This is a genomic window from Ensifer sp. ENS11, assembly GCF_014851895.1.
GTDB classification, from domain to species: Bacteria; Pseudomonadota; Alphaproteobacteria; order Rhizobiales; family Rhizobiaceae; genus Ensifer; species Ensifer canadensis.
On the sequence record NZ_JACVAN010000002.1, the window covers coordinates 350280 to 372065 of the forward strand.

Annotated in this window: 21 protein-coding genes and 1 tRNA gene; 13 read left to right on the forward strand and 9 right to left on the reverse strand. The window is 59.7% G+C overall.

Going from position 1 to position 21786, the window contains the following annotated elements:
* Window positions 1–301: 301 nt before the first annotated feature.
* Entirely contained in the window at window positions 302–787 is a 486-nt protein-coding gene (locus IB264_RS05770) for a BA14K family protein (RefSeq protein WP_081788894.1), read from the forward strand.
* Between the two features lie 222 nt (window positions 788–1009).
* A complete protein-coding gene (locus IB264_RS05775; RefSeq protein ID WP_025426377.1) occupies window positions 1010–1909 on the forward strand; it encodes an alpha/beta fold hydrolase in 900 nt (299 codons plus the stop codon).
* 204 nt (window positions 1910–2113) lie between these two features.
* On the opposite strand, the gene IB264_RS05780 is transcribed toward IB264_RS05775, so the two are convergent.
* The 3 genes from IB264_RS05780 to IB264_RS05790 all read right to left on the reverse strand — a co-directional run bounded on the left by IB264_RS05780 (window position 2114) and on the right by IB264_RS05790 (window position 6448).
* Window positions 2114–3175 (reverse strand): porin, encoded by a 1062-nt coding sequence (locus IB264_RS05780; RefSeq protein ID WP_025426376.1) that lies wholly within the window; start codon window positions 3173–3175, stop codon window positions 2114–2116.
* A gap of 655 nt (window positions 3176–3830) precedes the next feature.
* Window positions 3831–3920: transfer RNA gene (locus tag IB264_RS05785), tRNA-Ser, on the reverse strand.
* A 308-nt stretch (window positions 3921–4228) separates the two neighbouring features.
* A complete protein-coding gene (locus tag IB264_RS05790) occupies window positions 4229–6448 on the reverse strand; it encodes a caspase family protein (protein ID WP_025426375.1) in 2220 nt (739 codons plus the stop codon).
* Between the two features lie 254 nt (window positions 6449–6702).
* Between IB264_RS05790 and IB264_RS05795 the strand changes: the two genes are divergently transcribed.
* The 3 genes from IB264_RS05795 (at window position 6703) to IB264_RS05805 (ending at window position 8966) form a co-directional block, all read left to right on the forward strand.
* Complete coding sequence (locus IB264_RS05795) at window positions 6703–7125, forward strand: hypothetical protein (RefSeq protein ID WP_244445421.1); 423 nt, start codon at window positions 6703–6705, stop codon at window positions 7123–7125.
* 209 nt (window positions 7126–7334) lie between these two features.
* Window positions 7335–7709 carry a PilZ domain-containing protein gene (locus IB264_RS05800; RefSeq protein ID WP_025426373.1) on the forward strand — a complete coding sequence of 125 codons (375 nt, stop codon included), beginning with the start codon at window positions 7335–7337 and terminating at the stop codon, window positions 7707–7709.
* 132 nt (window positions 7710–7841) lie between these two features.
* Entirely contained in the window at window positions 7842–8966 is a 1125-nt protein-coding gene (locus tag IB264_RS05805) for a pyridoxal phosphate-dependent aminotransferase (protein ID WP_025426372.1), read from the forward strand.
* Window positions 8967–9033: 67 nt separating this feature from the next.
* Here IB264_RS05805 and IB264_RS05810 read toward each other — a convergent pair whose 3' ends face one another.
* Window positions 9034–9300 (reverse strand): sel1 repeat family protein, encoded by a 267-nt coding sequence (locus IB264_RS05810; protein ID WP_025426371.1) that lies wholly within the window; start codon window positions 9298–9300, stop codon window positions 9034–9036.
* Between the two features lie 594 nt (window positions 9301–9894).
* On the opposite strand from IB264_RS05810, the gene IB264_RS05815 reads away from it, so the two are divergent.
* The 5 genes from IB264_RS05815 (at window position 9895) to IB264_RS05835 (ending at window position 13069) form a co-directional block, all read left to right on the forward strand.
* Window positions 9895–10236 (forward strand): DUF2147 domain-containing protein, encoded by a 342-nt coding sequence (locus IB264_RS05815; RefSeq protein ID WP_025426370.1) that lies wholly within the window; start codon window positions 9895–9897, stop codon window positions 10234–10236.
* A 380-nt stretch (window positions 10237–10616) separates the two neighbouring features.
* Complete coding sequence (locus IB264_RS05820) at window positions 10617–10790, forward strand: hypothetical protein (protein ID WP_025426369.1); 174 nt, start codon at window positions 10617–10619, stop codon at window positions 10788–10790.
* Between the two features lie 13 nt (window positions 10791–10803).
* Window positions 10804–10980 (forward strand): hypothetical protein, encoded by a 177-nt coding sequence (locus IB264_RS05825; protein WP_162174731.1) that lies wholly within the window; start codon window positions 10804–10806, stop codon window positions 10978–10980.
* Between the two features lie 93 nt (window positions 10981–11073).
* On the forward strand, window positions 11074–11394 hold the full coding sequence (locus IB264_RS05830) for a YnfA family protein (protein ID WP_025426367.1): 321 nt from the start codon (window positions 11074–11076) through the stop codon (window positions 11392–11394).
* Window positions 11395–11566: 172 nt separating this feature from the next.
* Window positions 11567–13069: an AMP nucleosidase gene (locus tag IB264_RS05835; protein ID WP_025426366.1), complete on the forward strand. Its 1503-nt coding sequence runs from the start codon at window positions 11567–11569 to the stop codon at window positions 13067–13069.
* Between the two features lie 12 nt (window positions 13070–13081).
* On the opposite strand, the gene IB264_RS05840 is transcribed toward IB264_RS05835, so the two are convergent.
* Window positions 13082–14035: a lysylphosphatidylglycerol synthase transmembrane domain-containing protein gene (locus IB264_RS05840; RefSeq protein ID WP_025426365.1), complete on the reverse strand. Its 954-nt coding sequence runs from the start codon at window positions 14033–14035 to the stop codon at window positions 13082–13084.
* Between the two features lie 135 nt (window positions 14036–14170).
* Here IB264_RS05840 and IB264_RS05845 point away from each other — a divergent pair, with 135 nt between their 5' ends.
* Together IB264_RS05845 and IB264_RS05850 are read left to right on the forward strand one after the other, a co-directional pair.
* Window positions 14171–15148, forward strand: a complete 978-nt coding sequence (locus IB264_RS05845; protein WP_025426364.1) for a glycosyltransferase family 2 protein — start codon at window positions 14171–14173, stop codon at window positions 15146–15148.
* A complete protein-coding gene (locus IB264_RS05850; protein WP_025426363.1) occupies window positions 15141–16625 on the forward strand; it encodes a glycosyltransferase family 39 protein in 1485 nt (494 codons plus the stop codon). The genes IB264_RS05845 and IB264_RS05850 overlap by 8 nt, the downstream gene beginning before the upstream one ends.
* 7 nt (window positions 16626–16632) lie before the next feature.
* On the opposite strand, the gene IB264_RS05855 is transcribed toward IB264_RS05850, so the two are convergent.
* Both IB264_RS05855 and IB264_RS05860 read right to left on the reverse strand, forming a co-directional pair.
* Entirely contained in the window at window positions 16633–17544 is a 912-nt protein-coding gene (locus IB264_RS05855; protein ID WP_025426362.1) for a diacylglycerol kinase family protein, read from the reverse strand.
* 184 nt (window positions 17545–17728) lie between these two features.
* Complete coding sequence (locus IB264_RS05860; RefSeq protein WP_025426361.1) at window positions 17729–18196, reverse strand: Lrp/AsnC family transcriptional regulator; 468 nt, start codon at window positions 18194–18196, stop codon at window positions 17729–17731.
* A gap of 151 nt (window positions 18197–18347) precedes the next feature.
* Between IB264_RS05860 and IB264_RS05865 the strand changes: the two genes are divergently transcribed.
* A complete protein-coding gene (locus IB264_RS05865) occupies window positions 18348–19259 on the forward strand; it encodes a DMT family transporter (RefSeq protein WP_025426360.1) in 912 nt (303 codons plus the stop codon).
* 69 nt (window positions 19260–19328) lie between these two features.
* Here the strand turns inward: IB264_RS05865 and IB264_RS05870 are convergent, their stop codons facing one another.
* Together IB264_RS05870 and IB264_RS05875 are read right to left on the reverse strand one after the other, a co-directional pair.
* Window positions 19329–20216, reverse strand: a complete 888-nt coding sequence (locus IB264_RS05870) for a proline/glycine betaine ABC transporter permease (RefSeq protein ID WP_025426359.1) — start codon at window positions 20214–20216, stop codon at window positions 19329–19331.
* A 221-nt stretch (window positions 20217–20437) separates the two neighbouring features.
* Window positions 20438–21436, reverse strand: coding sequence for an ABC transporter substrate-binding protein (locus tag IB264_RS05875; protein ID WP_025426358.1), 999 nt, complete (start codon window positions 21434–21436; stop codon window positions 20438–20440).
* Between the last annotated feature and the right edge of the window lie 350 nt (window positions 21437–21786).

The window sequence follows — 21786 nt, forward strand, 5'->3', positions numbered from 1 at the left end:
TCGCATAAAAACAAAGAGATAGCGCGCTTCTATGAACCCGTGCCAACGGGAAACGCTACTGCATGTTTCGTTAGATCGTATGCGATTCAAGGATAAAACATGCAGCAATTCACAGTGCTACCGCGACCTTTGCGCGTCTGATAAGACCCGCGGCGCTGTAGGTTCAGATTGGTTGTTCGTCGTTATCGTTGACAAATGGAGATGATCAAATAATCGTGATAGCAGAAGGCGGCACAAAGTACGATGTCACGCATTTCCCTTCTTGAAGGTTCCATCCTCCCCGAAGAAAATGGTGAAGGCAATGAAGACGTTAACAGTTATCGCCCTGTCGGTGGTGACAGTAATGAGTGGCGTTCCGCCAGCACAAGCATTTCCGATCGCCCCGAAGATTGCGTCTCAAGCCACCGATGTCCAACCGGCGCAATTCCCGTACGAGCGCGGTGAAGCGCGGAAGAGTGCTAGCGGATGTGGTTTCCCCTATTGCGGCCGTGGCTATCGGTACAACCGGCACGGTTACTACGGCGACAGACATGGCCATTATCGCGATGGTTACCGCGGATACTATCGGGACCACGATAATGATGCCGGCGCGTTCATCGGCGGACTTGCGGCCGGTGCGATCATAGGCGGCTTGTTGAGCCAGCCAAGATACTACAACCGTCCGGGAGTTGCCGGCGGCAGCTCACATACCAGCTGGTGCTACGCCCGATATCGGTCCTATCGAGCCTGGGACAACACGTATCAGCCTTATGGTGGTCCGCGGCGGCAGTGCAATTCGCCCTACTGAAAAGACTGGATGGGGCGGCGGCCCCTCGCACCCTCCCAATGTTTCCGCTGCTCCGGTATCGGCGCGAAAACGTGGTTTTAAAGCCTGTGACCGGCGATCTCGCGGTCCAAAAGGTAGCGCGAGCGGCGAGTCCTTTCATTCCCTGAACGCCGGACCGCCTGCTTGCCGTTTCCGTTTCAATGGCTACGATCCGCCCGGGTGCAGATGGAGGGCGAGGCTGAAATGAACGAGTATGGGGCGGATGCGTTTCGGGAACATCGCTTCCCCGGGGTTGGCGGATTGCAGCTCTACGCGCGGGCCTACGGACCTGGGCCTCAGCCACGAGCGGCAACTCCGGTTATCTGCCTGCCAGGGCTCACGCGCAACAGCCGAGACTTTCACCAACTTGCCACCTTTCTTGCATCGTCGTCGGGAGGCGGGCACCCCGTTATCTCATTGGACTACCGTGGCCGCGGGAATTCGGAACGCGACGGCGATAAGAGTCGCTATACGGTTGCAGTCGAAACGTCCGACGTCATCACCGCGTGCGCATATTTCGCTATTGAAAAGGCAATTTTTATCGGCACCTCACGTGGTGGGCTGATCCTGCACCATTTGATCGGCCTGGCCCCCGGCTTGATAGCAGGGGCCGTGCTCAATGACATCGGGCCTGTCATCGAAATCGGGGGATTGCTCGGGATCCGGGACTATCTCAACACAGGGACCGGACCGGTAAGTTGGACCGCAGCGCCCAACTACCTGAAAGCCATACACGGAGACGATTTCCCGATCCTTCACGAGGTCGAATGGCTGCAGATGGCAAGGGCGATCTATCGCGACGAAGGCGGCATTCCTGTCGTCGACTTCGATCCAGCAATTGCGGCACAACTGCAGGCGCTGACGTCGGACATGTTGCTGCCGGATCTTTGGCCCCAGTTCCACGCCTTTACCGGGCTTCCGATGATGGTCGTTCGCGGCGAACATTCCAAGCTGCTGTCAAGCACCACGGTCGATGAGATGAAGAGCAGGCATCCCAACTTGACGACCGTGACAGCCGCCGGACAAGGCCATGCACCGCTGCTGCATCTCGACGGCCCCAGGCATGCCATAGCCGCCTTTGTTCACCACTGCATGTTTCCTTAAATCCTATTCGATTTAAGGATAAAAACATGCAGCAATTCAAAGTGCTACGGCGACCTTTGCGCGTCTAATAGGACGCGCGGCGCTGTAGCAGCGAACGCGCGCCTGCGCTCCCGCCTGAGATCGCATTTCCTTTATGGAAAGCGCCAAACGAAAAAGCCCGGCTCGAAAGCCGGGCTTCTCTAAACTGACCGAGGTCAGATCAGATTAGAAGTCGCGCTGCAGGCGGACGAAGCCGAATACCTGGTCGTCGCCGTTGTCTTCATCTTCGTACTGAACCGATACGCGGGTAGCGAGGCCTTCGGTGATCTTGTAGTCAACCGTTACGCCAGCGCGCCATGCATCGTCGCCGCCGAAGCTGTTGACGGAATCCTGCAGGCTACCGAAGTACTGAGCGCCAGGAGTGATCGCCAGCTTGTCGGTTGCGTTGAAGCGGTACGAAGCAGCAACGCTCCACTCAGACTGAGCCCAGTAGGTGTTCGGGTTCGAAGCCCAGATACCAGCAAGCTGGAAGACGCCCGGGCCGAGGTCTGCAGAGAGCAAGCCGCGGATCGCGCCTTCTTCCCACTCGGTGTCGTAGCCGCCGAGCAAGTCGAAGGAAACGCCGCCGAGCGAAGCCGAAACGATACCGGAGATGCCAACGCCGTTTGCCTTGGTGGACCAGCCTTCGAGCTCGTCGATCGAGATACCGGCCTGGAAGGTGCCGCCGTCATAGAGGTAGGCAATCGAGTTGAACTCGGTGACGTTGCCGAGCGTGTCGGTTTCGCCGTTGATGCCCTTATCCCACCAGTTGTAGAAGAAACCGGCCTTCAGGCCACCGAGCTGGATGTAGGCTTCATCAACGTCGATGAAGTCGCTATCGCCAGAGTCGGTGTCGTTGTCGGCATTGAATTCAGCAGCGAAGAAGCCGGTGAGCGTGCCGTACTCGGTGTCGCTCTTGGCATCCCATGCGACGTAAGCGCGCGAGAAGACATCCCAGTCCGACGTGGACTGATCGTTGAAGCCGTCACCGTCGAAGTCATGGTTCGCCTGGTTGTAACGGCTCTGCGATGCCTCAGAACCGAACGAGCCCTGAACGCGGATGAAGCCGCTGAGCTTCAGGCAGGTTTCGGTGCCCGGGATGTAGAAGTAGCCAGTGCCGAAAGCGTCGCAAACGCGAACGTATTCCATGGGCTCCGGCTCGGCGGCGACGATTGCGTCGGCTGCCTGTGCGCCGGATACTGCTGCGAGAGCTGCAGCGGAGCCGAGAAGAAGGCTCTTGATGTTCATTTCTGACCTCCAGTCAAAAGTTTCAAACGGGTCTGGGTATTTTGCTGAAGGACAGCGTTCCCTGCCCCATCCCCAACGTTCAAGAAGTCGGACGATCAACCGCCCTTGCTTCCGGATTTGAAAATACAAGACGCGGTCATCGGCGCAACGTCCAACTGATGAGATCGCGTGCTTTGCCTCGCCCTTCGCCGAACCCTGTTGCTGAAACGACACAAAATCGCCGCATGCGGCCCGAGAAAATTAACAAAGGATTAAGAAAAGCCTTTATTCCCTTGAGCTTAGCGTAAGGACAAGTGGCATCTCCTGTTTCAGAAAGAGGCAGAAAGCGGCCCAAATTGGGGGGAAACGCCGGTCCGGCTGCCAAATTCCTTGGAAGGAGCGACGTGCTGCATCGCCACATTTCTCAGAATCGACATTGCGGGTTGCCCCTCCGACAGCGGGAATCACCAGAATCAATTTGCGAGATTCGCAGTTGATCGTGCGCAGCGCCTGATTCTGAGCGGAGAAAAGCCGAGGAGATTCATGAACATTGGCGCGAATGGCGCTGCGAGTGTTTTCCCGCTCGCGACTAGACCGATGTCACATGGGTAAAGACGAGACCCATCAGCCGATGACCGAGATGCGACGAGTGGGAAAATTCAACCTTGGAAGGTGATGGCGGAGAAGAAGGGATTCGAACCCTCGATACCCTTCCGGGTATACTCCCTTAGCAGGGGAGCGCCTTCGACCACTCGGCCACCTCTCCGTTAGCGCCTGACTAGTGTCAGACCGCAGGCAATGCAAGATTTTTTTGTCGGTTTCCGGGAAATGATCGCATTTTCATGTGGGCACCGGGGGAACCAAGCCCCTCACGCGGCCGAAGACTCACGGGAAGCAGCGGTTCGACTGTGGTCGAGAGCGGCAGCAATGCGAGACGAACAGGACCGAGCCTACTGCATGTTTCCTTAGATCGTATTCGATTTAAGGATAAAAACATGCAGCAATCCAAAGTGCGACAGCGACCTTTGCGCGTCTAATAAGACGCGTGGCGCTGTAGCTTTCACCAGCACGTTTCTATGACTTTCGCGAAAGCCTATCGATCGCATCGAGCGTTGCCGCGCCAAAGTCCCCGTCGACAGGACCACTGTAAAAACCGCGATCCTTCAATAGCGCCTGCATTTCCTTGCGGAAGGCCGGCGTGAAATTGCTCGGCTGGGACTTCAACTCCTGAAGCTTGGCCGGATCGCCGCCCTCGATGCTGGCTGCCGCCCAGCGCACCGCCTCCTTCGCATCCGCCTTGGTGCCCAGGCCATAGTCATAAAGGCGGCTCAGATTTCCCATGGCGTAGGCGCTGCCGGCATTCGCCGCCATCTCGTACCAGGTGCGGGCCTGAGCATAGTCCTGGGTGACGCCGGTGCCGATATCGTAGAACCAGCCGAGCAATGCCATGGAATAGGAATCCCCGACATTGGCCGCCTTTTCATACCAGGTCTTGGCTTCGACATAGTTCTGCTCGGTGCCGAGCCCGTTCTGGTAGGCCCAACCGAGCGACGACATCGCGTTGACGTCGCCACCTTCGGCGGCCTTCTTGTACCACGACAGCGACTGCGTCAGGTCCTTGGGCAGGCCGAGGCCCTCTCTGTAGAACCAGGCCACCGTCGCCATCGCGTTGGCGTAACCCTGGTTGGCGGCCAGTTGGTACCATCTGGCCGCTTCATCATAATCCTGGGCGATGCCGCCATAGCCCTCGCGATAGAGCCAGCCGAGCGATGCCTGGCCATAGGCATTGCCGGCCTTGGCTGCTTGCTCGAACATCCGGCGGCCCTGGTCGACATCGACGGCGCCATCGGTGCCGTAAACGGAGAACCATGCCAGATTGGTCAACGCGTACATATTGCCGCCGTCGGCGGCCTTTTGATAATTGTGGCGTGCCTCGACATAGTCGCGTCCGGCATCCTGTGCCCGGCCCAACATATTGACGAGCATCATGTCATCCGGGTTTTCGTTGACCGCCTGGGCGCAGGCCGTCAGTGCGCGGGCGGAATCAAGCTTCAAGAAATTCACACCAACGAAGCCGGGCATCGACTGAGGTTCACCTGCCAGCAGATAGCAGTCGCGCGAAGCCTGCGTGTCCTTGCCGGTCTGCGAGATGTTGAGGCCCTTTTGTGGTTCGAGGGCGGCGATCTGCTGCTCGGCCTCTGCCTTATGCTTGCTGTCGGGATAGCGCTCGAGGAACCGCGTCAGCGCGGCGGCATCGGTCGATTGCTTGAGGGCATCCCAGGCGATCTCGTCAGGGGTCACGCTCGACATCTGCTCCGCCTCGGCCAGGAGCTTCAGCTTCTTCTCCGCCAACATCTTGTAGACGGGATCGGACCCATGCTTGGCGAGAAAGGCATCGATCAGGTCTTTGTCGGCGAGATCGCGGATGTTCTGCCAGTCGGCAGCGGCAGCCGACTGGCTGTTCGGCGAGAGCTGCTCGCCGTTATTCGTGATGTTGATGTTCACTTCCTTTATATTCAGGAAGATCTGCGCACCGCCAAGCGACCCATAGACAAAGGGCTCCTGACCGCGGTTTGTGACCGAAACCACCTCATCGCGGACCTTGCCCAAGGCGATTCGCACATCGACACCCGGCTCGGTGAGATATTTGGCAAGTGCGGTGGCAAACGGGCTGTTCTTGCCCTCGCCATCAAGCGCCACTGTTCCGGCCTTGGAAGCGAAAGCGACAAGCAGGTCGGCCGATTCCGGCTCGACACGCGCCAGGCCCCGCGAAACTGCGCGCGTCGAGATCGAGCGCGTCATGCTTTGCTCGAACGGATTGTTGCGACAGGCGTCGAGTATCACCAGCTTGAGCTTCGTTGCGCCCTCGAGCGAGCGCTGAACCCGATCAAGGCCAATCGCCTCGTCCTCGATATCCTTGTCCGTCTTCAATTGCACATCGGTCGGCAGCAGGAAGTTCTGGCCGTTCATTTCCATGCCGTGGCCGGAATAGTAGACGATCGCCACGTCGGCGCCCGTCGCCAGATCTTCAAAATCGCGCAGCGCCTTGACCATGTCCTGGCGCCCGAGGTCATGAACGGTGGTGACGGAATCGAAGCCGGCCTCCTCGAACGAAGCCTTCATCAGTTCGACGTCATTGGCGGGATTGTTGAGTTGCGAGGTCGCTTCGTACTTTTCGTTGCCGATCAACAGGGCAACGCGCTTTGCGGCCAAGACCTCGGCCGGCGCAAACGCCGACACCGCCACCAAAAGAATGACGAACGACCGCCAGCGCGACGAATGCCCCGAAAACATGCTCTTCCCTCCGGCGTCACCCCTTATCCACCAACTCCTCGGGAGCAGGATTGAGGAGGCGCACAACCCCAATGACGGCACTTCGGGACGATGCCAACGCCCCACAATCATGCCCAAATGAAACTATTACGTATGAGCCAGGGGCTTTCAATGTCTCCGATCGCCATATTTTTTGAGGTGGCTCGTCGTCTGCGCCGCCGCAAGGTCGAAGCAAGCAGGCGATCTTAACCCGGACGCCGCATCGCTTGCTCCGGGTGATTCCGGCCGAGCCTGATGCGTTTCCTGCGCCAATGAAAGGCTATGCGTTCTCGGAGTTTGCCATGTCGATGAAAATGCACGTCGCGGAAGCGAAGCCAGGACAGCTGGCAACGACGTATCAACACTACTTTATTGAGCGTCCCTGCCGGATTCTCATCATTGGCCAGCACCTCAAGGCAAAGACCAAATATCAATGCCTGCTGCGTCACATTTCGATCGCCGGCGCCATGCTCGATTTCAATGCCGCACTGATCGTGCCGAAACACTTCTTCCTCGAGATCGACGGATTCAAGGAAGAGATCGGCTGTTCCCAGGTCCACCGCAGCGGCGCGGAACTCGGCGTGCGCTTCAACATGCTGCTGGCGCCCGATTTCATCAGCCGGTTGATCCGCATGCAATTTTCAAGCGGTGGCTTTTGATTGTGGCCGGCTCCGGTACACGGAAAATGACCGATGTTAGATTTTTATCGAACTCCTTCAGGGGATTGCAAACTTCTCAACCGAAACTGCACTCGACTTACCTCGGCATTCACGCGAGGATTAAGCGTGGGCGAATGAGTTGCCCACGATCGAAGGCCGAGTTTGGCAATGATCGCATTTCGCGATCCGGCGTTGGCGGAGAATGACAGATGCAGCAGACGATGTATTCCTGCGTGCCCTCGCCGTTCTACGAGCGTCGCTACGAACGCTTTTCCATCGGCCATGCCGCCACCCTGACGACGGTGCAGCCGGGCCTTGGCAGCGTGTCTGTCAGGACCTGTCGGATGATCGACATTTCCCGCGGTGGCGCCAGCTTTGCCGTGCAGACCACCATCGGCCTGCCGCAGCATTATTATCTCCATATCATCGGCACAGCACTCCGCATCGGCTGCGCCGAGGTCTATCGCAACGGCGATCGCGTCGGCGTGCAATTCATCAAGCCGATCGAACAGAGCCTGCTGCGCGAGATCATCCGCCAGGAATTCTTTACCGGCCAGAACGCAAAAACGCCCAAGCGCCGCTGATGCCTCTGCGGCCGGCGCAACGGGCGTCAAAACGCAACAATTCGCGACGGCTTTCTCATCAAGGCGATTCCGCATTGCCGAAGCATGGGTTAAGTTCCGCGAACTTTGTTCGAACGGGGCCTTATATAAAGCATGTCCGCATTCTCTCGCTTCACGCCGCTCATCCAATCCCTGCCCTCCACCATTCCCTTCGTCGGGCCTGAGGCCATTGAGCGCCAGCGCGGGCGCGCCATCGCGGCCCGTATTGGCGCCAACGAAAGCGGGTTCGGACCTGCTGAAAGCGTCGTGCAGGCGATGCGAGAGGCGGCAACGGGAACGTGGAAATATGCGGACCCGGAAAACCATGATCTGAAGCAGGCGCTGGCTGCCCGGCTTGGTGTCCCTGCCGCCAACATTGCGATCGGCGAAGGCATCGATGGCCTGCTCGGGCAGATCGTGCGGCTCGTCATCGAACCCGGCATGCCGGTCGTCACATCGCTCGGTGCCTATCCGACCTTCAACTATCACGTCGTCGGTCACGGGGGCCGGCTGGTGACGGTGCCGTATGTCGGCGATCGCGAGGACCTCGATGGCTTGCTTGCAGCCGTCGAAAAGGAAAACGCCCCGCTCGTCTATTTCGCCAATCCTGACAATCCGATGGGAAGCTGGTGGGACGCCGAGCGCATCGTCGAGTTCGCCAGGGCCTTGCCCGAAACAACGCTCTTCATTCTTGACGAAGCCTATTGCGAAACCGCTCCTGCTGGGGCCCTACCCGCCATCAACAGCTTGATCGACATGCCAAATGTCGTGAGGACTCGGACCTTCTCCAAGGCCTATGGCCTTGCCGGGTCACGGGTTGGTTACGTCATCACCACGCCCGGGACTGCCCAGGCATTCGACAAGATCCGCAATCATTTCGGGATGAACCGGATCGGCGTGGCGGCGGCGGTGGCGGCGCTTGCGGATCAGGATTATCTGAACTCGGTAACGGCAAGGATCGCGCATTCGCGCGAACGCATCGCAGAGATCGCCAGGCGCAACGGATTGTCGCCGCTCGTTTCTGCGACCAATTTCGTTGCGATCGATTGTGGACGGGACGCGGTCTATGCGCGTGCGATCGTCGATACACTGATGAGCGACCACGGCATCTTCATCCGCATGCCCGGCGTAGCCCCGCTCAATCGCTGCATTCGCGTCAGCACCGGGCCGGAAGCGGAGATGGATCTGCTTGAAGCTGCCCTGCCGCAGGTTCTGGCCAAACTGGCAGGCGGCCAATAGGCCTTCATCTCCGGCGCCTGCGCGCTGGCGGGCGCCGCTGGACGGGAGCTTGCTCCCGCCTTGTCGTTCAGTGAACGGTCATCCATTCGCGGGCGGCACGAAGCGCGGCTGCGAGGTCGGATTTGCTCATGGTCATCGAGAGGTCAGCGCGCAGATCAACGGCGCGGTCGCAGCCCTTGATCGCGGCAATGTTCAGCCATTTGTGGGCGGCCACCAGATCGACCGGCCGACCGCGGCCGGTCGCATAGGCCAGACCCATTTCGCAGAACACGTCCGCCTGGTTTTCACCACCCATCGCGGTATTCGAAGCAACCTGCATATCAAAGCGTGCCATTGTCTTGTCCCTGTTTTGCCTGGTTGGTTTTCCGAAGCGGCCCGCCCTTTGGAGGCGGACCATGCTCCAGATCAGCATTCGTTTTTGGTCCCTGTTCGACCGCGCCTCTTTGTGGGCCTTTCCGAACCGCGCCATCTTTTGCAGCGTCGTCTTCGGTCATTTGGCGGGGTGAATTTCTCCGCTCGTCTTATGGGTCTTACTATGCAGCACGGCCTTCAATACGCGCTTAAAATGCATGATTAATTTGCGACAAACAAAGTCCAAACACTTGGTAAACTTGAGTTTTTGTTAAACATCGAAAGGCCGGAAATCCGGCGCATTCGAATAAAAATTTACGAAATATTCAACTGCCGATTTCAACCAAACGGTAACCACGAAACAAGCACCCGGCCTGCCAACGCCGTCCTTCCTCGATTTTTCTCCGCCTGAACCCGGCAAAGAAAAAGCATAAACGGCCTTGTTCAAGCCAGTTTACCTTTACGTACGCGTAAGATATCGTGCGCGCGGCGGTGAGGAGACTGCCTTTCAAACGAGGATATCTGCAGAGATGCCGGCGAAGCGGACCGCGCCGGCAACTTCTATCTGGAGGAATGAATGTACCGTACCCTGTTCATGACCGCGGCTCTCGCTCTTGGCGTCGTCGGAACGGCCGTTGCCGCCGAACCGATCGTCGGCAACTGGAAGACCGCAACCGGCGCTACGGCCGAGATTGCCCCTTGCGGCGGCGCTTTCTGCGTCACGCTGAAGACTGGCAAACACGCCGGCAAGCGGATCGGCAACCTGTCCGGCACGGATGGCAGCTATTCCGGAGAGATCACCGATCCCGAAACCGACAAGACCTATAGCGGCTCGGGTGCAGTCAGCGGCAACTCGCTGAAGATGAAGGGCTGCGTGCTCAAGATTCTCTGCAAATCGCAGACCTGGTCGCGCCTCTAGCTAGAGCATGTCGCGCAAAAGTGTGCCGCGCGTTTGCGATAACGGCATGCGTAAAACAAGAACTTAAATCGCGAGATCGCGACGCGCTTTAAGATCGATACAAAAGGGTGGCCATCGGGGTCGCTCCCAGAGCGTTGACAAACCCGCCGATATTTTCGGTGGGTTTTGTTTTTGAAATGTCAGGCGCATCCAGCCGCCTGCCAAAGACCGCCCATCTGCCGCATCGTTGGCTTGGGCGCGCGCCCTGCCCCGCGAGAACGGCGGCTATTTCAATCGCAAGATGAACGCCAGATGAACGACCGTATCAGCAAGAGTTCAGTTTGGTTGTGCGAAAACACGCTCAATCGATTTGAACCGCCTCCAGACCAACGGACAGAACCATGGACATTCTTGCTCGGCGCCTCACTATTATCAGCCTTCTTATGGTTGTTTTTGCGATGACCCTCGCGGCCGCAGTCAGCGCAGATACCGAACGTCGCCGCAGCAACACTTATCTCGGCTCGCTGACGGATTGCACAGCGCATACAGCGCAATACTGCCAAGCCAAGCTCTAAGGGAGAAACCGACATGCTGGCCGCCCTTTCCACATCCGCCTTTCTCTCGCTGCGTGTTCTTGCACTTGCCAGCCTGCTGATGGCGCCGGTTGGGGCGCTCGCCTATAGCAAGGCCAATGGCCTCGGCATCGGCAAGCAGGGCGCCGGCCTCGTTCTCTTCGTGACGCTGCAGCGTCAATCCATGAGCTGACCGAAGGCGCCACCGGCGCCTTTTAATTTGCCTGTCTCTCTTGCATCGCCGAGCGCCTTCCTGTCCTTTCACGGCTGAAAGGATCTGCTATCGATGCCAGCCTATGCCGTCTATTCCCTTGCCGCCCTTGCCGAGATCGCAGGATGTTTCGCCTTCTGGGCCTGGCTGAAACTCGACAAGCCGATCTGGTGGCTGATCCCGGGCATGGCGTCGCTGGCACTGTTTGCCTGGCTGCTGACACTGATCGACAGCTCGGCAGCCGGCCGAGCCTATGCGGCCTACGGCGGGGTCTATATCGCCGCGTCACTCATCTGGCTGTGGCTTGCCGAAGGCGTGCGGCCCGATCGCTGGGATCTGACCGGAATGGTCGTCGCGCTCATAGGCAGCGCCCTCATCCTTGCTGGACCACGCTAAGACCGCTTCTGCATAATGCCTTAAAGGCATTTATGCAGAGAGTTTAAAGCGTTACAGCGTCCTTTGCGCGTCATATCTGACGCGCAACGCTGTAAAGTTGTTCTGCCAGACGCGGTTGTGCATGCCAGCATCTTGTCGTTTGCTTGTCAGAGGCCTCAGCCTATAATGCGACATGAACAAGCGAATCTCTTCACACTCCGTCCTTTCCGTCTCCACACCCGATCCGTTCGAGCCGCAGTTCTTCGATGATCCGGCGGCGGCAGTCGATTGCCTGGAGGCGCTCTACGATCGCAATACCCGGTTCCTCACAGAGGCTTTCGAGGGGCTGGGCAAGAACGGCGTGACCCTGACGCGCTACCGCGCCTGCTACCCGCAGGTCAGCATCGAGACCAGCAGCTTCGGCCATGTCGATTCCCGCCTGTCCTACGGTTATGTCAGCGCACCGGGCGTCTACACCACGACGATCACGCGACCAAAACTGTTTCGGCACTATCTGAAGGAACAGTTGGGGCACCTGATGCGTAATCACGGCCTCGGCATTACCGTGTCCGAATCCTCCACCCCGGTCCCGCTGCATTTCGCCTTCGGCGAAGGCGCCCACGTCGAAGCGTCGGCGGGCGAAGCCATCGATATTCCGCTACGCGACCTGTTCGACGCACCTGATCTGACGACGACCGACGACGAGATCGCCAACGGCTCCTACGAACCTGGCCCGGGCGAACCCTCCCCGCTTGCACCGTTCACCGCGCAGCGCATCGACTATTCGCTTGCCCGCCTCAGCCACTACACGGCCACGAGTGCGACGCATTTCCAGAACTTCGTACTGTTCACCAACTATCAGTTCTACATCGACGAGTTCTGCGCCTGGGCGCGCCAGCAGATGGCGGAGGGCGGCAACGGCTACACGGCCTTCGTCGAGCCCGGCAACATCATCACGCCTGCCGGTTCCGACAAGCCGGAAACGGACTATACGCTCGCCCGCCTGCCGCAGATGCCCGCCTACCACCTGAAGAAGAAGGGCCACGGCGGCATCACCATGGTCAATATCGGCGTTGGCCCATCGAACGCCAAGACGATCACCGACCATATCGCCGTGCTGCGCCCGCATGTCTGGCTGATGCTCGGGCACTGCGCCGGGCTCAGGAACAGCCAGCGCCTCGGCGACTATGTTCTTGCCCATGCCTATATGCGCGAAGACCATGTGCTGGACGACGACCTGCCGGTCTGGATCCCCCTGCCGGCACTTGCCGAAGTGCAGGTGGCGTTGCAGGACGCCGTGGCGGAGGTCACCGGCTACCGCGACTATGATCTCAAGCAGATCATGCGCACCGGCACCGTTGCCACCATCGACAACCGCAACTGGGAACTGCGCGACCAGCGCGGACCGGTCAAGCGCCTGTCGCAGGCGCGCGCGATCGCACTCGACATGGAATCGGCGACGATCGCGGCCAACGGCTTCCGCTTCCGCGTGCCCTACGGCACGCTGCTTTGCGTTTCAGACAAGCCGCTTCACGGCGAGTTGAAGCTTCCGGGCATGGCAACAGCCTTCTACCGGACACAGGTCAGCCAGCATCTGAAGATCGGGATCCTCGCTTTGCAGAAACTTGCGGCGATGCCGCCTGAGAAGCTGCACTCCCGCAAGCTCAGAAGCTTCTACGAGACGTCGTTCCAGTAACCGTGACGGCGCCTACGGCTTTCTCTGCAGAAGCATCGACAGCATCGTGCCCGCGACAGCGGACACGATGATCAGCAGATGCGCGTTGACGCCGGCGCCGGCCAATTGCTCCAGCGCTGCGCGGTCCGCCCCTGCTCCGAAAGAAACGGCGCCGGCGGCGATCGCTGCGGGATAAGTGCCGACGCCCGCCGGCGCGTGCATCGGCAAGACGGAGGAGAGTTCGCCGCCAAGAGCCCCGCCAAAACAGGCAGCAAGCGGCGCGACACCCATGATCGCCAGAACCCAGGCGAGAACCACCACCTTGACCGCCCAATTCAGAATGGTCATCGCCCAGGCCCTGAGGAATGCCTTTGTCGTGCCGGGCAGACCTGTATCCAGCTCTTCGACGATCGATTCCAGTCTTGCCGGCAGCAACCGCCGCGCCAGGGCGACAACGCGATCCTTCAACAGAAAGAACGGAAGTGGCGCGACCAGCGCCGCGATCCAGAGCGCCCAGGCGACGCCTGATCCGCGGCCAAAAACCAGGCCGACTGCGGCGACCGTCAACAGGGCATGCAGGTCGAGCAGCCGCATGACCAGAAGTGCCGCGGTCCCCCGCGCCAGCGGGATGGAGAATTCCGACCGCATCAACAGTGGAAAGCTCGTCTCTCCGGCGCGAAAAGGCAACATGATGTTCAGGAGATTGTGGACTTGGGTGACGCGAAACAGCGCCAGAAACCGGCCTGACGTTTCCGCCGGGAAATAATCATAGATGCGATAGCAGCGAATGAAATAGGTGGCGACAAGAAGTATCAGGGCCGCGAGCCCGGAACCGACGCCGATTTTCGTCCATTGATCGAGCAGCGTTCGCCAGCCCCAGATCCACTGGACAAAAACCGCATAGGCGACAATCGCCGCGGCCGATATCAGCGTCACACGGTTGCGCGCCAGCCACGATCGCCGCTCGAACTCGCAGCCAGAATTCATCAGACGCCGATTTCCCGTGTTGAAACACAACTTTGCACGTTGGTTATCACCGATAACTGTGCAAGAAAATGATTATGTAAGCGCACCCCTATTCTTCCGGCTCGTGCAAGGCGCGCCGAATGCACGAGCGATCCCATGCTGCCCATCGAGCTATCCGTCGTCATCCCAGTCTTCAACGAAGAGGACAGCATTGAGCCGCTCATCACGCGCGTCAGTGACGCCATGGTGAATTTTTCAGCCCCTTGGGAGCTGATCCTGGTCGATGACGGCAGCACCGATCGCACGCTCACCAATGCAAGGAAGGCGCTCTGTCGCCCCGATCTTCAGCTGAAAATCATCGAACTGCAGAAGAACTTCGGGCAGACCGCCGCCATGCAATCCGGCATCGACGCGGCGTCCGGCCGGTTGATCGCCACACTCGACGGTGATCTGCAGAACGACCCGGTCGATATTCCCGCTATGGTCAAAGCAATCGAGGAGCGGCAACTCGACCTGCTCGTCGGCTGGCGCAAGAATCGTCAAGATGGGCTGTTGCTCAGAAAAATCCCGTCCTGGTGCGCCAACCGGCTAATCGGCAAGATCACCGGCGTCCGGCTGCACGACTATGGTTGCAGCCTGAAGGTTTACCGCGCCTCGATCATCAAGCAGGTCAAGCTGATGGGCGAGATGCATCGCTTCATCCCCGCCTGGGTCGCAGGGGTCGTACCCAGCAGCCGCATCGGCGAAATGCCGGTGACCCACCACGCGCGCCAGCATGGCCACTCGAAATACGGTATCTCGCGCACCTTCCGCGTGATCCTCGATCTGCTTTCGGTTCTGTTCTTCATGCGCTACAAGGCGCGCCCGGGCCACTTCTTCGGCTCGATCGGGCTTGCAGCCGGGGCGGCGAGCGTCCTCATCCTGCTCTATCTTGCCTTCGACAAGTTCCTTCTCGGCAACGACATCGGCACCCGCCCGATGCTGATCGTTGGCGTGATGCTGTTTCTGTCGTCGGTGCAACTCGTGACAACAGGCATTCTCGCCGAGATGATGGCGCGTGCCTATTTCCGCGACGACGAAACCACCAGCTATATCGTGCGTGAGGTCTTTGTACGGGATCAAACGAATGTTTGAGTTCGTCGAGCGGCGACCCAACCTCGTCACCGCCCTACTCGCCGGCTATTTCCTGCTCTGCATCAGCCTGCGTCTCGCCGTTTCGAATTCGCTCGAAATCGACGAGGCGGAGCAGGCATTCGTGTCGCAGTTCCTGCGGCTCGGTTACGGCGCGCAACCGCCCTTCTACAACTGGCTGCAATACGGGCTTGCATCCGTTTTCGGACCGTCTCTCGCGACGATGACGGTGCTCAAGAACCTGCTTCTGTTTCTTTGCTGTCTCTTCTATGGCTTCGCCGCGCGCGAAGTCCTTGCAGAAAAGCGCCTGGCGCTGATTGCCATGCTCGGCGTGCTGACACTGCCGCCGATTTTCCTACTTGCGCAGCGTGACCTTTCCCATACGGTCGCGGCACTGTTCGCCGTATCACTGTTTCTCTACGGCTTCCTGCGGACATTGGTCCGGCCGAGTCTCGCGGCCTATCTGCTGACCGGCCTTGCTGTCGGCATCGGCTTCATCTCCAAGTACAATTTTGCGCTTGTACCCGCCGCTGCCGTCCTTGCCATTCTGCCGGAACCCAAGCTACGCGAGCGCCTTTTCGACTGGCGTATCCTGGTCTCGCTGTTGGTTGCGGCACTGATCGCTTTGCCGCATGGCTGGTGGATCCTCGAAAACCTCGGCTCCGCCTCAAACAACACCTTTCTTGAGATGCGCGAGGCCCATTCCGAAGGCCGCCTCGCACAGGCGTTCGGCGGCGTGGTTTCGCTCATTGCCGCCACGATCCGCGGCGGTATCGTGCCGCTGATCGTGTTCGGACTCATATTCCGCAAGAGCATTCCTGCGATTTGGTCGGCGCAAAGCCAATGGACTCGCGTTGTCGGCCGTATGCTTGCAATCTGCCTCGTGGCAGTCCTATTGATTGTTCTGGGGGTCGGAGCCACGCATATCCGGGAAAAGTGGCTCGTGCTCTTCCTGATTCTCCTGCCGCTCTATCTCTGCCTCAAGGTCGAAGCGGCTGGCGTCGATGCCGCGTTTAAACTTCGACCGTTCCTGTGGCTCGTGGCCTTCATCGTGCTCACTACGCTGATGGTGGTTTCCGCCCGCGCAATCGTGCGGCCGCTCTTCGGCAAATATTCGCGATTGAGCATTCCCTACGCCACGCTGGCCGAAGCGGTCGTTAAGCTCGGGGGTCGCGAACCGGCCCTGATCCTTGCGAAAGACAGGTTGATCGGTGGCAACCTTCGCACGCACCTTCACGATGCTCCCGTGCTCACCCCCGGCTATCTTGACGCAGGGACGGCCAGCGCATCGTTGCCGCTGCTCGTCGTCTGGAGCGATGACGGCAAGGCGGAGCCAATCCTGCCCGAGGCGCTGGCAAACGCCATGAAAACGCGTGGATTTTCGACGACGTCGGCAACGCCACAGGTTCTGTCCCTGCCCTACCTGCACGGCAAGGCTGAAGACCGGTACACTTTCGGCTACCTCTGGGTCAGGGACTGACCCGGGGTCACGAACTAGACCGGTCGGCGCCGACGAGCAGTTTGAGTTCGCCGGGATGGATCCTCAACGCGACGTCGCGGCCCATTGGCAGAAGTTCGCCATCGATAACGCAGTTGATCTTCCGGTCGACCTTGGGGAAATGCAGGTCCAAAGCATGGCCGCTCATCTCGGTAATAACCGGATTGTCGCGGAACTTGCCGCGCAGCACGTCGAGCGCAAGCTTGGCAACGCCGGGCGGGCTCAACGGCGGTGCCGTGTAGAAGCCGAGATGGCCGGCGGTCACGTCATCAGCATACATCAGCGTATCGCGCCCGAACGGGTTGTTCGACACGGACACAGCCGAAACGTGCCGGCTTTCATGGTGACCATCCACGTCGAACTCGATCTCGAAATCCGGCGGATTGAGAATGACCCCGACCGCAGCGCGTGTGCTCGCCGTGATCTTGCCCAGGCGCGATCGAAAACTGAACGATTCGCGGTAGCGCACCATGCGAGCATGCAGACCCATCGAGAACTGGTGGACGAAGGCTCGGCCATCGGCGCTGCCGATATCGCCGTCGATGATCGTGCCCTGCGCCAGAACTTCCGGCACCTTCCAGATATCGAGCGGCAATTTCAGCGTGCGCGCAAAAAGGTTCATCGTCCCCGCAGGAACGACCCCAAGCGGCATGCCGGTTTTCCAGGCAACGCCCGCGGCTGCCGAAATCGTACCGTCGCCGCCACCCGCCACGATTGCGTCGAGATCGTCGCGCCGGCAGGTCTTTTCCAGGGTCTCCTGCATCTCGGCGCCCGAGACGGTCGCGATCTCGATCTGGTGACCCGCATCGCGAAAGACCGCCTCAACCCTGTTGCCATAGGCCGCCATGTCCGTCGTTCGGAAGGTCCCACCATCCCGATTGAAGATAGCTTTGATTTTCATGAAAGGCTTACAGGCTCCATTGCCGTGGCACACGGGCGTCCACTGCGATGAGATAATCGCAATCGGCGCCGTTTCCAGAGCCTTACCAAAACTTAACCTTGAACCCGCGTCGGCGGGCGCTCGAATTCACCGTCGCTGCCCACCTTTGTCTGCAGGGCGGCAACGTCGCCGACCTGCTTCGGCGTCACTCCGGCAGCTTGAGCGGACCACCTGTCTTGATCGAGCGGATGGCGAAGTTGGAACGGATGTCAGTCACGCCGGGCATGGCCAGCAATGTCTCCGTCAGCAGCGTCTCATAGGCGGAGAGATCTTCGACGACGACCTCAGCAAGAAAATCGGCATTTCCGGAGATCAGGAAGCAGGAGACAACTTCGGGAATGGCAAGCAGCGCCTCTTGCTGACGCTGGGCATTCTCGCGGCTGTGCTGGCCGACCTTGATTTCCACGAAAACGGTCAGGCCGAGCCCGACTTCCTTGCGATCGATGTCGGCCCGATAACCGCGCAGGATCCCCGATTTCTCCAGATTGCGGATGCGCCGCAGGCATGGCGACGGCGACAGATTGACACGTTCGGCAATCTCCACGTTCGTTGCCCGCGCGTCCTCCTGTAAGATCTTGAGAATCGCGAGATCGAATTTATCTAGACTTGGCATAGTTGATAATCCAGTGAGGCCGTATTGGCATATGATTGCGCACCATGGGCCATTTGAAGCATAAATCGCAAGGACATGCCCCGCCCCCAGGCAGTAATCTTCTTCCCAGGCCCAAGCGATTGTGGGCATTTAAATCGGGAAGGAAAATCAGATGGTTGCGCTCACACTCGATCGCGGCAACGCCACGCCTGTCGCCGCCGGCTATGCCGGCGCCTTCGTCACCGTCCTGATCTGGGCGGGGTGGATTCTTGCGACACGGCATACCGCCGGCACCGCACTCGGCACAATCGATCTCGGCCTCATCCGCTACGGCGTTCCTGCGCTGGTTCTTGCACCGGTTTGGCTCAAGATCGGGCTCCTGCCGCGCAAGCTTCCGCTGCTCCTGCTTCTCCTGATGGTGGCTGGTTCCGGCGCGCTGTTCTTTCAGGTCGCGGCCTTCGCCATCCATGCGACGCCCGCCTCTTCGGTCGGCGTGCTGCTCGGGGGCTCGATGCCGCTGGCGACGGCGCTGATCGGCATCACCCTCTTCGGAGAGCGTCCAGACCGGATGCGCATCGTCGGCTTTGCCGCCATCGTTGCGGGCGTTGCCCTTCTGCTCGCCCGCAGCCTTGCCGGCACCACTGGCACCGGCTGGACCGGCTACGCCCTCCTTCCGGCGGCAGCCACGCTCTGGGCGATCTATACCCACGCCTTCCGGCGCTCCGGCCTCAGCCCGCTCGAAGGCAGTGCACTGATCGCCGTCTGGTCTTTTCTTATCCACCTGCTGCTTGCCGGCATCTTCGGCAGCACGCTTGCAAGCGTTCCGCTGAAGGAGATCGCGCTGCAAATCACCAGCCAGGGCCTGCTCTCGGGCCTCGTCGCGATGGTCGCCTATGGCGTGGCCGTTCGCAGCCTCGGCGGAACTCAGGCCGCCGCCTTCACCGCGCTGACCCCGGTACTGGCAATGTTCGGCGGCGCAATTCTTCTCGGTGAACAGATCGGCCCGTTCGAAATTGTCGCCGCCATTGTCACGGCGGTCGGCGTGGCGCTCTCGACCGGCATCCTTTCACCGCGCAAGGCGTGAAGGATCAGAACGGAAAATGGCCCGGAAGCGAAAGCTTCCGGGCCACTCTGTTGCTTGGTACCGTCATTTTCAGCCGTGAACGATCTCGCGATGCTTCTGCAGCCGGTGGCCATAGGCCTGGCTGACGCGGTCGAAGATGATGGCGATGCCGACGATGGCCAGGCCGTTGAAGATGCCGAGCGTGAAGTACTGGTTGGCGATCGCCTTCAGCACCGGCTGCCCGAGCCCTTGAACCCCGATCATCGAGGCGATGACCACCATGGCCAGCGCCATCATGATCGTCTGGTTAATGCCGGCCATGATCGTCGGTAGCGCCAAGGGCATCTGCACATTCTTCAGTTTCTGCCAGCCCGAGGAGCCGAAGGCGTCTGCCGCCTCCAGCACATCCTTGTCGACGAGGCGGATGCCGAGGTTGGTGAGCCTGATCATCGGCGGGATGGCGTAGATCACCACCGCAATCAGCCCCGGAACCTTGCCGATCCCGAGCAGCATGACCACCGGAATCAGATAGACGAAGCTCGGCATGGTCTGCATCACGTCGAGAATCGGATTGACGACATTCTGGACTCGGTCCGAGCGCGACATGACGATGCCGAGCGGTATGCCGATGGCGATCGACAGCACGGTACAGACGAAGATCATCGAGATCGTCTTCATCGTATCGTCCCACATGTCGAAATAGCCGATGAGCAACAGCGTGCCGATACAGCCGGCGACGATCTTCCAGTTCCGGCTCGCAAACCAGGCGAGAACCGCGATCAGCAGGATGATGATCGGCCAGGGCGTGCGCGTCATGAAGCGCTCCGACTGGATCAGAAAGAATTGCAACGGCTCGAAGAACGCTTCGATACCGTCGCCATAAGCGCGCGTGAAGGTGCGAAAACCCTCGTCGATCGCCTTTTTCAACGCCCGCAGGCGGTCGTCATCCATATGCGGAAACTGGGTCAGCCATTCCATCAAATTGCCCTTCACTGCTCCCCGACGGCGGCCCCGTTTGTTTGTTTTTGTCCGCCGACAATCACCTAGAGCGTTTCCGGATCAAGCGGAGATTCGGAAACGCTCTATCTCCTTGTTTTCACAAATTTCCTTGCGGAAAATCGCTTCGCACTTTTCCAGGAAATGCTTTAGCAGGCGGCGCACTGAACGGTGCGCCGCCCAATTGCGTCAGTCGATGGCCATCAAAGCGCCGACTTCACCTTCTCCGCGACATCAGACGAGACCCAGGTGGTCCAGATGTCAGGGTTTTCCTGGAGGAAGTGCTTTGCACCTTCCTCGCCGCTGGCCTGGTTGTCGGTCATCCAGGCCATCAGCTTGTTGACGGTGTCGTTGGTCCAGGCACGCTTGTTCAGGTAGTCCAAAGCCGGGCCGGCGCGATCGGCGAACGTCTTGGTCAGGAGCGTCTGGACCTTGTCCTTCGGCCAGTCGTTCTTCTTCGGGTCCGGGCAATCGGCAACCGTGTTGCACCGCTTCCACTCCGCTGCATCCGCCTCGACGCCGTGGCCGAGCTTCACCATCTCGTATTTGCCGAGAAGTGCCGTCGGCGCCCAGTAGTAGCCGACCCATCCCTGCTTGCGTTCATAGGCCTTGGCAATCGAGCCATCGAGGCCGGCGGCCGAGCCGGTATCAACAAGCGTGAAGCCGGCTGCCTCGCCGCCATAAGCCTTGTAGAGCTGGGTCGTAACAACCGTGCCGCCCCAACCCTGCGGGCCGTTGAAGACGGCGCCCTTGCTGGCATCTTCCGGATCCGGGAACAGTTCCTTGTGCTTCAGCACATCGTCGATCGTCTTGATGTCGGGATTGGCGTCGACGATATATTTCGGCACCCACCAACCCTGGACGGCGCCGTCGGAAAGCGCGACGGCGGCGCCGACCAGCTTGCCTTCTTCAAGGCCGCGATTGACGACGTCGGGCAGAAGGTCCACCCAGCCTTCCGGCGCAATATCGGGCTGGCCCTTTTCGATCATCGAGGTGATCGTCGGCACGGTATCGCCGACGACGAGCTCGGCGTTGCAGCCATAGCCTTCCGTCAGAATGATCTTGTCGACATTCGCCAGAACCTCGGCGCTTTGCCAGTTCATGTTGGCGATCGTCACGTCGCCGCATTCGGCCGCCGAGGCCGTGCCGGCAAGGCCAAGAAGGCCGGCGGCCAGGCAAGTCGTTGCTAGAAGCTTGTTCATTTCTGTTCCCTCTGTTCTGGCGGTACGTCCCGTCGGACGACCGATCTCACCGCAGTGATCGGTCGCGTGTCAACAGGCTTGGGCCCTACTCAAGAACAACAGGGACCGAACGGCCTGCAGGTCCGTCGGCGCGCTTGGCGCGACAACGGCACCCTCAAGGCTATAGGGTCTTTCCGGCAAGGACTTTCCCATTTGCGTCAACGATTGCCTTTCCCAATGCTCCCGCATTTGTCGGGGCGCCGGAGATGTGGGCTCACCGCTGAGCAGGATGACGTTGCGCCGAGAAAAGCGCGCCGCACACGGGTCCGGTCGTGTGCTTGAAATGAAAGAGGCGCCGAGCCAGAGCTCGA

What these genes read in the sequence shown, in the direction of transcription:
- IB264_RS05850 (WP_025426363.1), top strand. Translation starts at nt 15,141, where the DNA reads ATGTTTGAGTTCGTCGAGCGGCGACCCAACCTCGTCACCGCCCTACTC.
- IB264_RS05805 (WP_025426372.1), top strand. Translation starts at nt 7,842, where the DNA reads ATGTCCGCATTCTCTCGCTTCACGCCGCTCATCCAATCCCTGCCCTCC.
- IB264_RS05870 (WP_025426359.1), bottom strand. Translation starts at nt 20,216, where the DNA reads ATGGAATGGCTGACCCAGTTTCCGCATATGGATGACGACCGCCTGCGG.
- IB264_RS05845 (WP_025426364.1), top strand. Translation starts at nt 14,171, where the DNA reads ATGCTGCCCATCGAGCTATCCGTCGTCATCCCAGTCTTCAACGAAGAG.
- IB264_RS05810 (WP_025426371.1), bottom strand. Translation starts at nt 9,300, where the DNA reads ATGGCACGCTTTGATATGCAGGTTGCTTCGAATACCGCGATGGGTGGT.
- IB264_RS05865 (WP_025426360.1), top strand. Translation starts at nt 18,348, where the DNA reads ATGGTTGCGCTCACACTCGATCGCGGCAACGCCACGCCTGTCGCCGCC.
- IB264_RS05835 (WP_025426366.1), top strand. Translation starts at nt 11,567, where the DNA reads ATGAACAAGCGAATCTCTTCACACTCCGTCCTTTCCGTCTCCACACCC.
- IB264_RS05780 (WP_025426376.1), bottom strand. Translation starts at nt 3,175, where the DNA reads ATGAACATCAAGAGCCTTCTTCTCGGCTCCGCTGCAGCTCTCGCAGCA.
- IB264_RS05790 (WP_025426375.1), bottom strand. Translation starts at nt 6,448, where the DNA reads ATGTTTTCGGGGCATTCGTCGCGCTGGCGGTCGTTCGTCATTCTTTTG.
- IB264_RS05875 (WP_025426358.1), bottom strand. Translation starts at nt 21,436, where the DNA reads ATGAACAAGCTTCTAGCAACGACTTGCCTGGCCGCCGGCCTTCTTGGC.
- IB264_RS05860 (WP_025426361.1), bottom strand. Translation starts at nt 18,196, where the DNA reads ATGCCAAGTCTAGATAAATTCGATCTCGCGATTCTCAAGATCTTACAG.
- IB264_RS05825 (WP_162174731.1), top strand. Translation starts at nt 10,804, where the DNA reads ATGCTGGCCGCCCTTTCCACATCCGCCTTTCTCTCGCTGCGTGTTCTT.
- IB264_RS05830 (WP_025426367.1), top strand. Translation starts at nt 11,074, where the DNA reads ATGCCAGCCTATGCCGTCTATTCCCTTGCCGCCCTTGCCGAGATCGCA.
- IB264_RS05815 (WP_025426370.1), top strand. Translation starts at nt 9,895, where the DNA reads ATGTACCGTACCCTGTTCATGACCGCGGCTCTCGCTCTTGGCGTCGTC.
- IB264_RS05800 (WP_025426373.1), top strand. Translation starts at nt 7,335, where the DNA reads ATGCAGCAGACGATGTATTCCTGCGTGCCCTCGCCGTTCTACGAGCGT.
- IB264_RS05770 (WP_081788894.1), top strand. Translation starts at nt 302, where the DNA reads ATGAAGACGTTAACAGTTATCGCCCTGTCGGTGGTGACAGTAATGAGT.
- IB264_RS05840 (WP_025426365.1), bottom strand. Translation starts at nt 14,035, where the DNA reads ATGAATTCTGGCTGCGAGTTCGAGCGGCGATCGTGGCTGGCGCGCAAC.
- IB264_RS05855 (WP_025426362.1), bottom strand. Translation starts at nt 17,544, where the DNA reads ATGAAAATCAAAGCTATCTTCAATCGGGATGGTGGGACCTTCCGAACG.
- IB264_RS05775 (WP_025426377.1), top strand. Translation starts at nt 1,010, where the DNA reads ATGAACGAGTATGGGGCGGATGCGTTTCGGGAACATCGCTTCCCCGGG.
- IB264_RS05820 (WP_025426369.1), top strand. Translation starts at nt 10,617, where the DNA reads ATGGACATTCTTGCTCGGCGCCTCACTATTATCAGCCTTCTTATGGTT.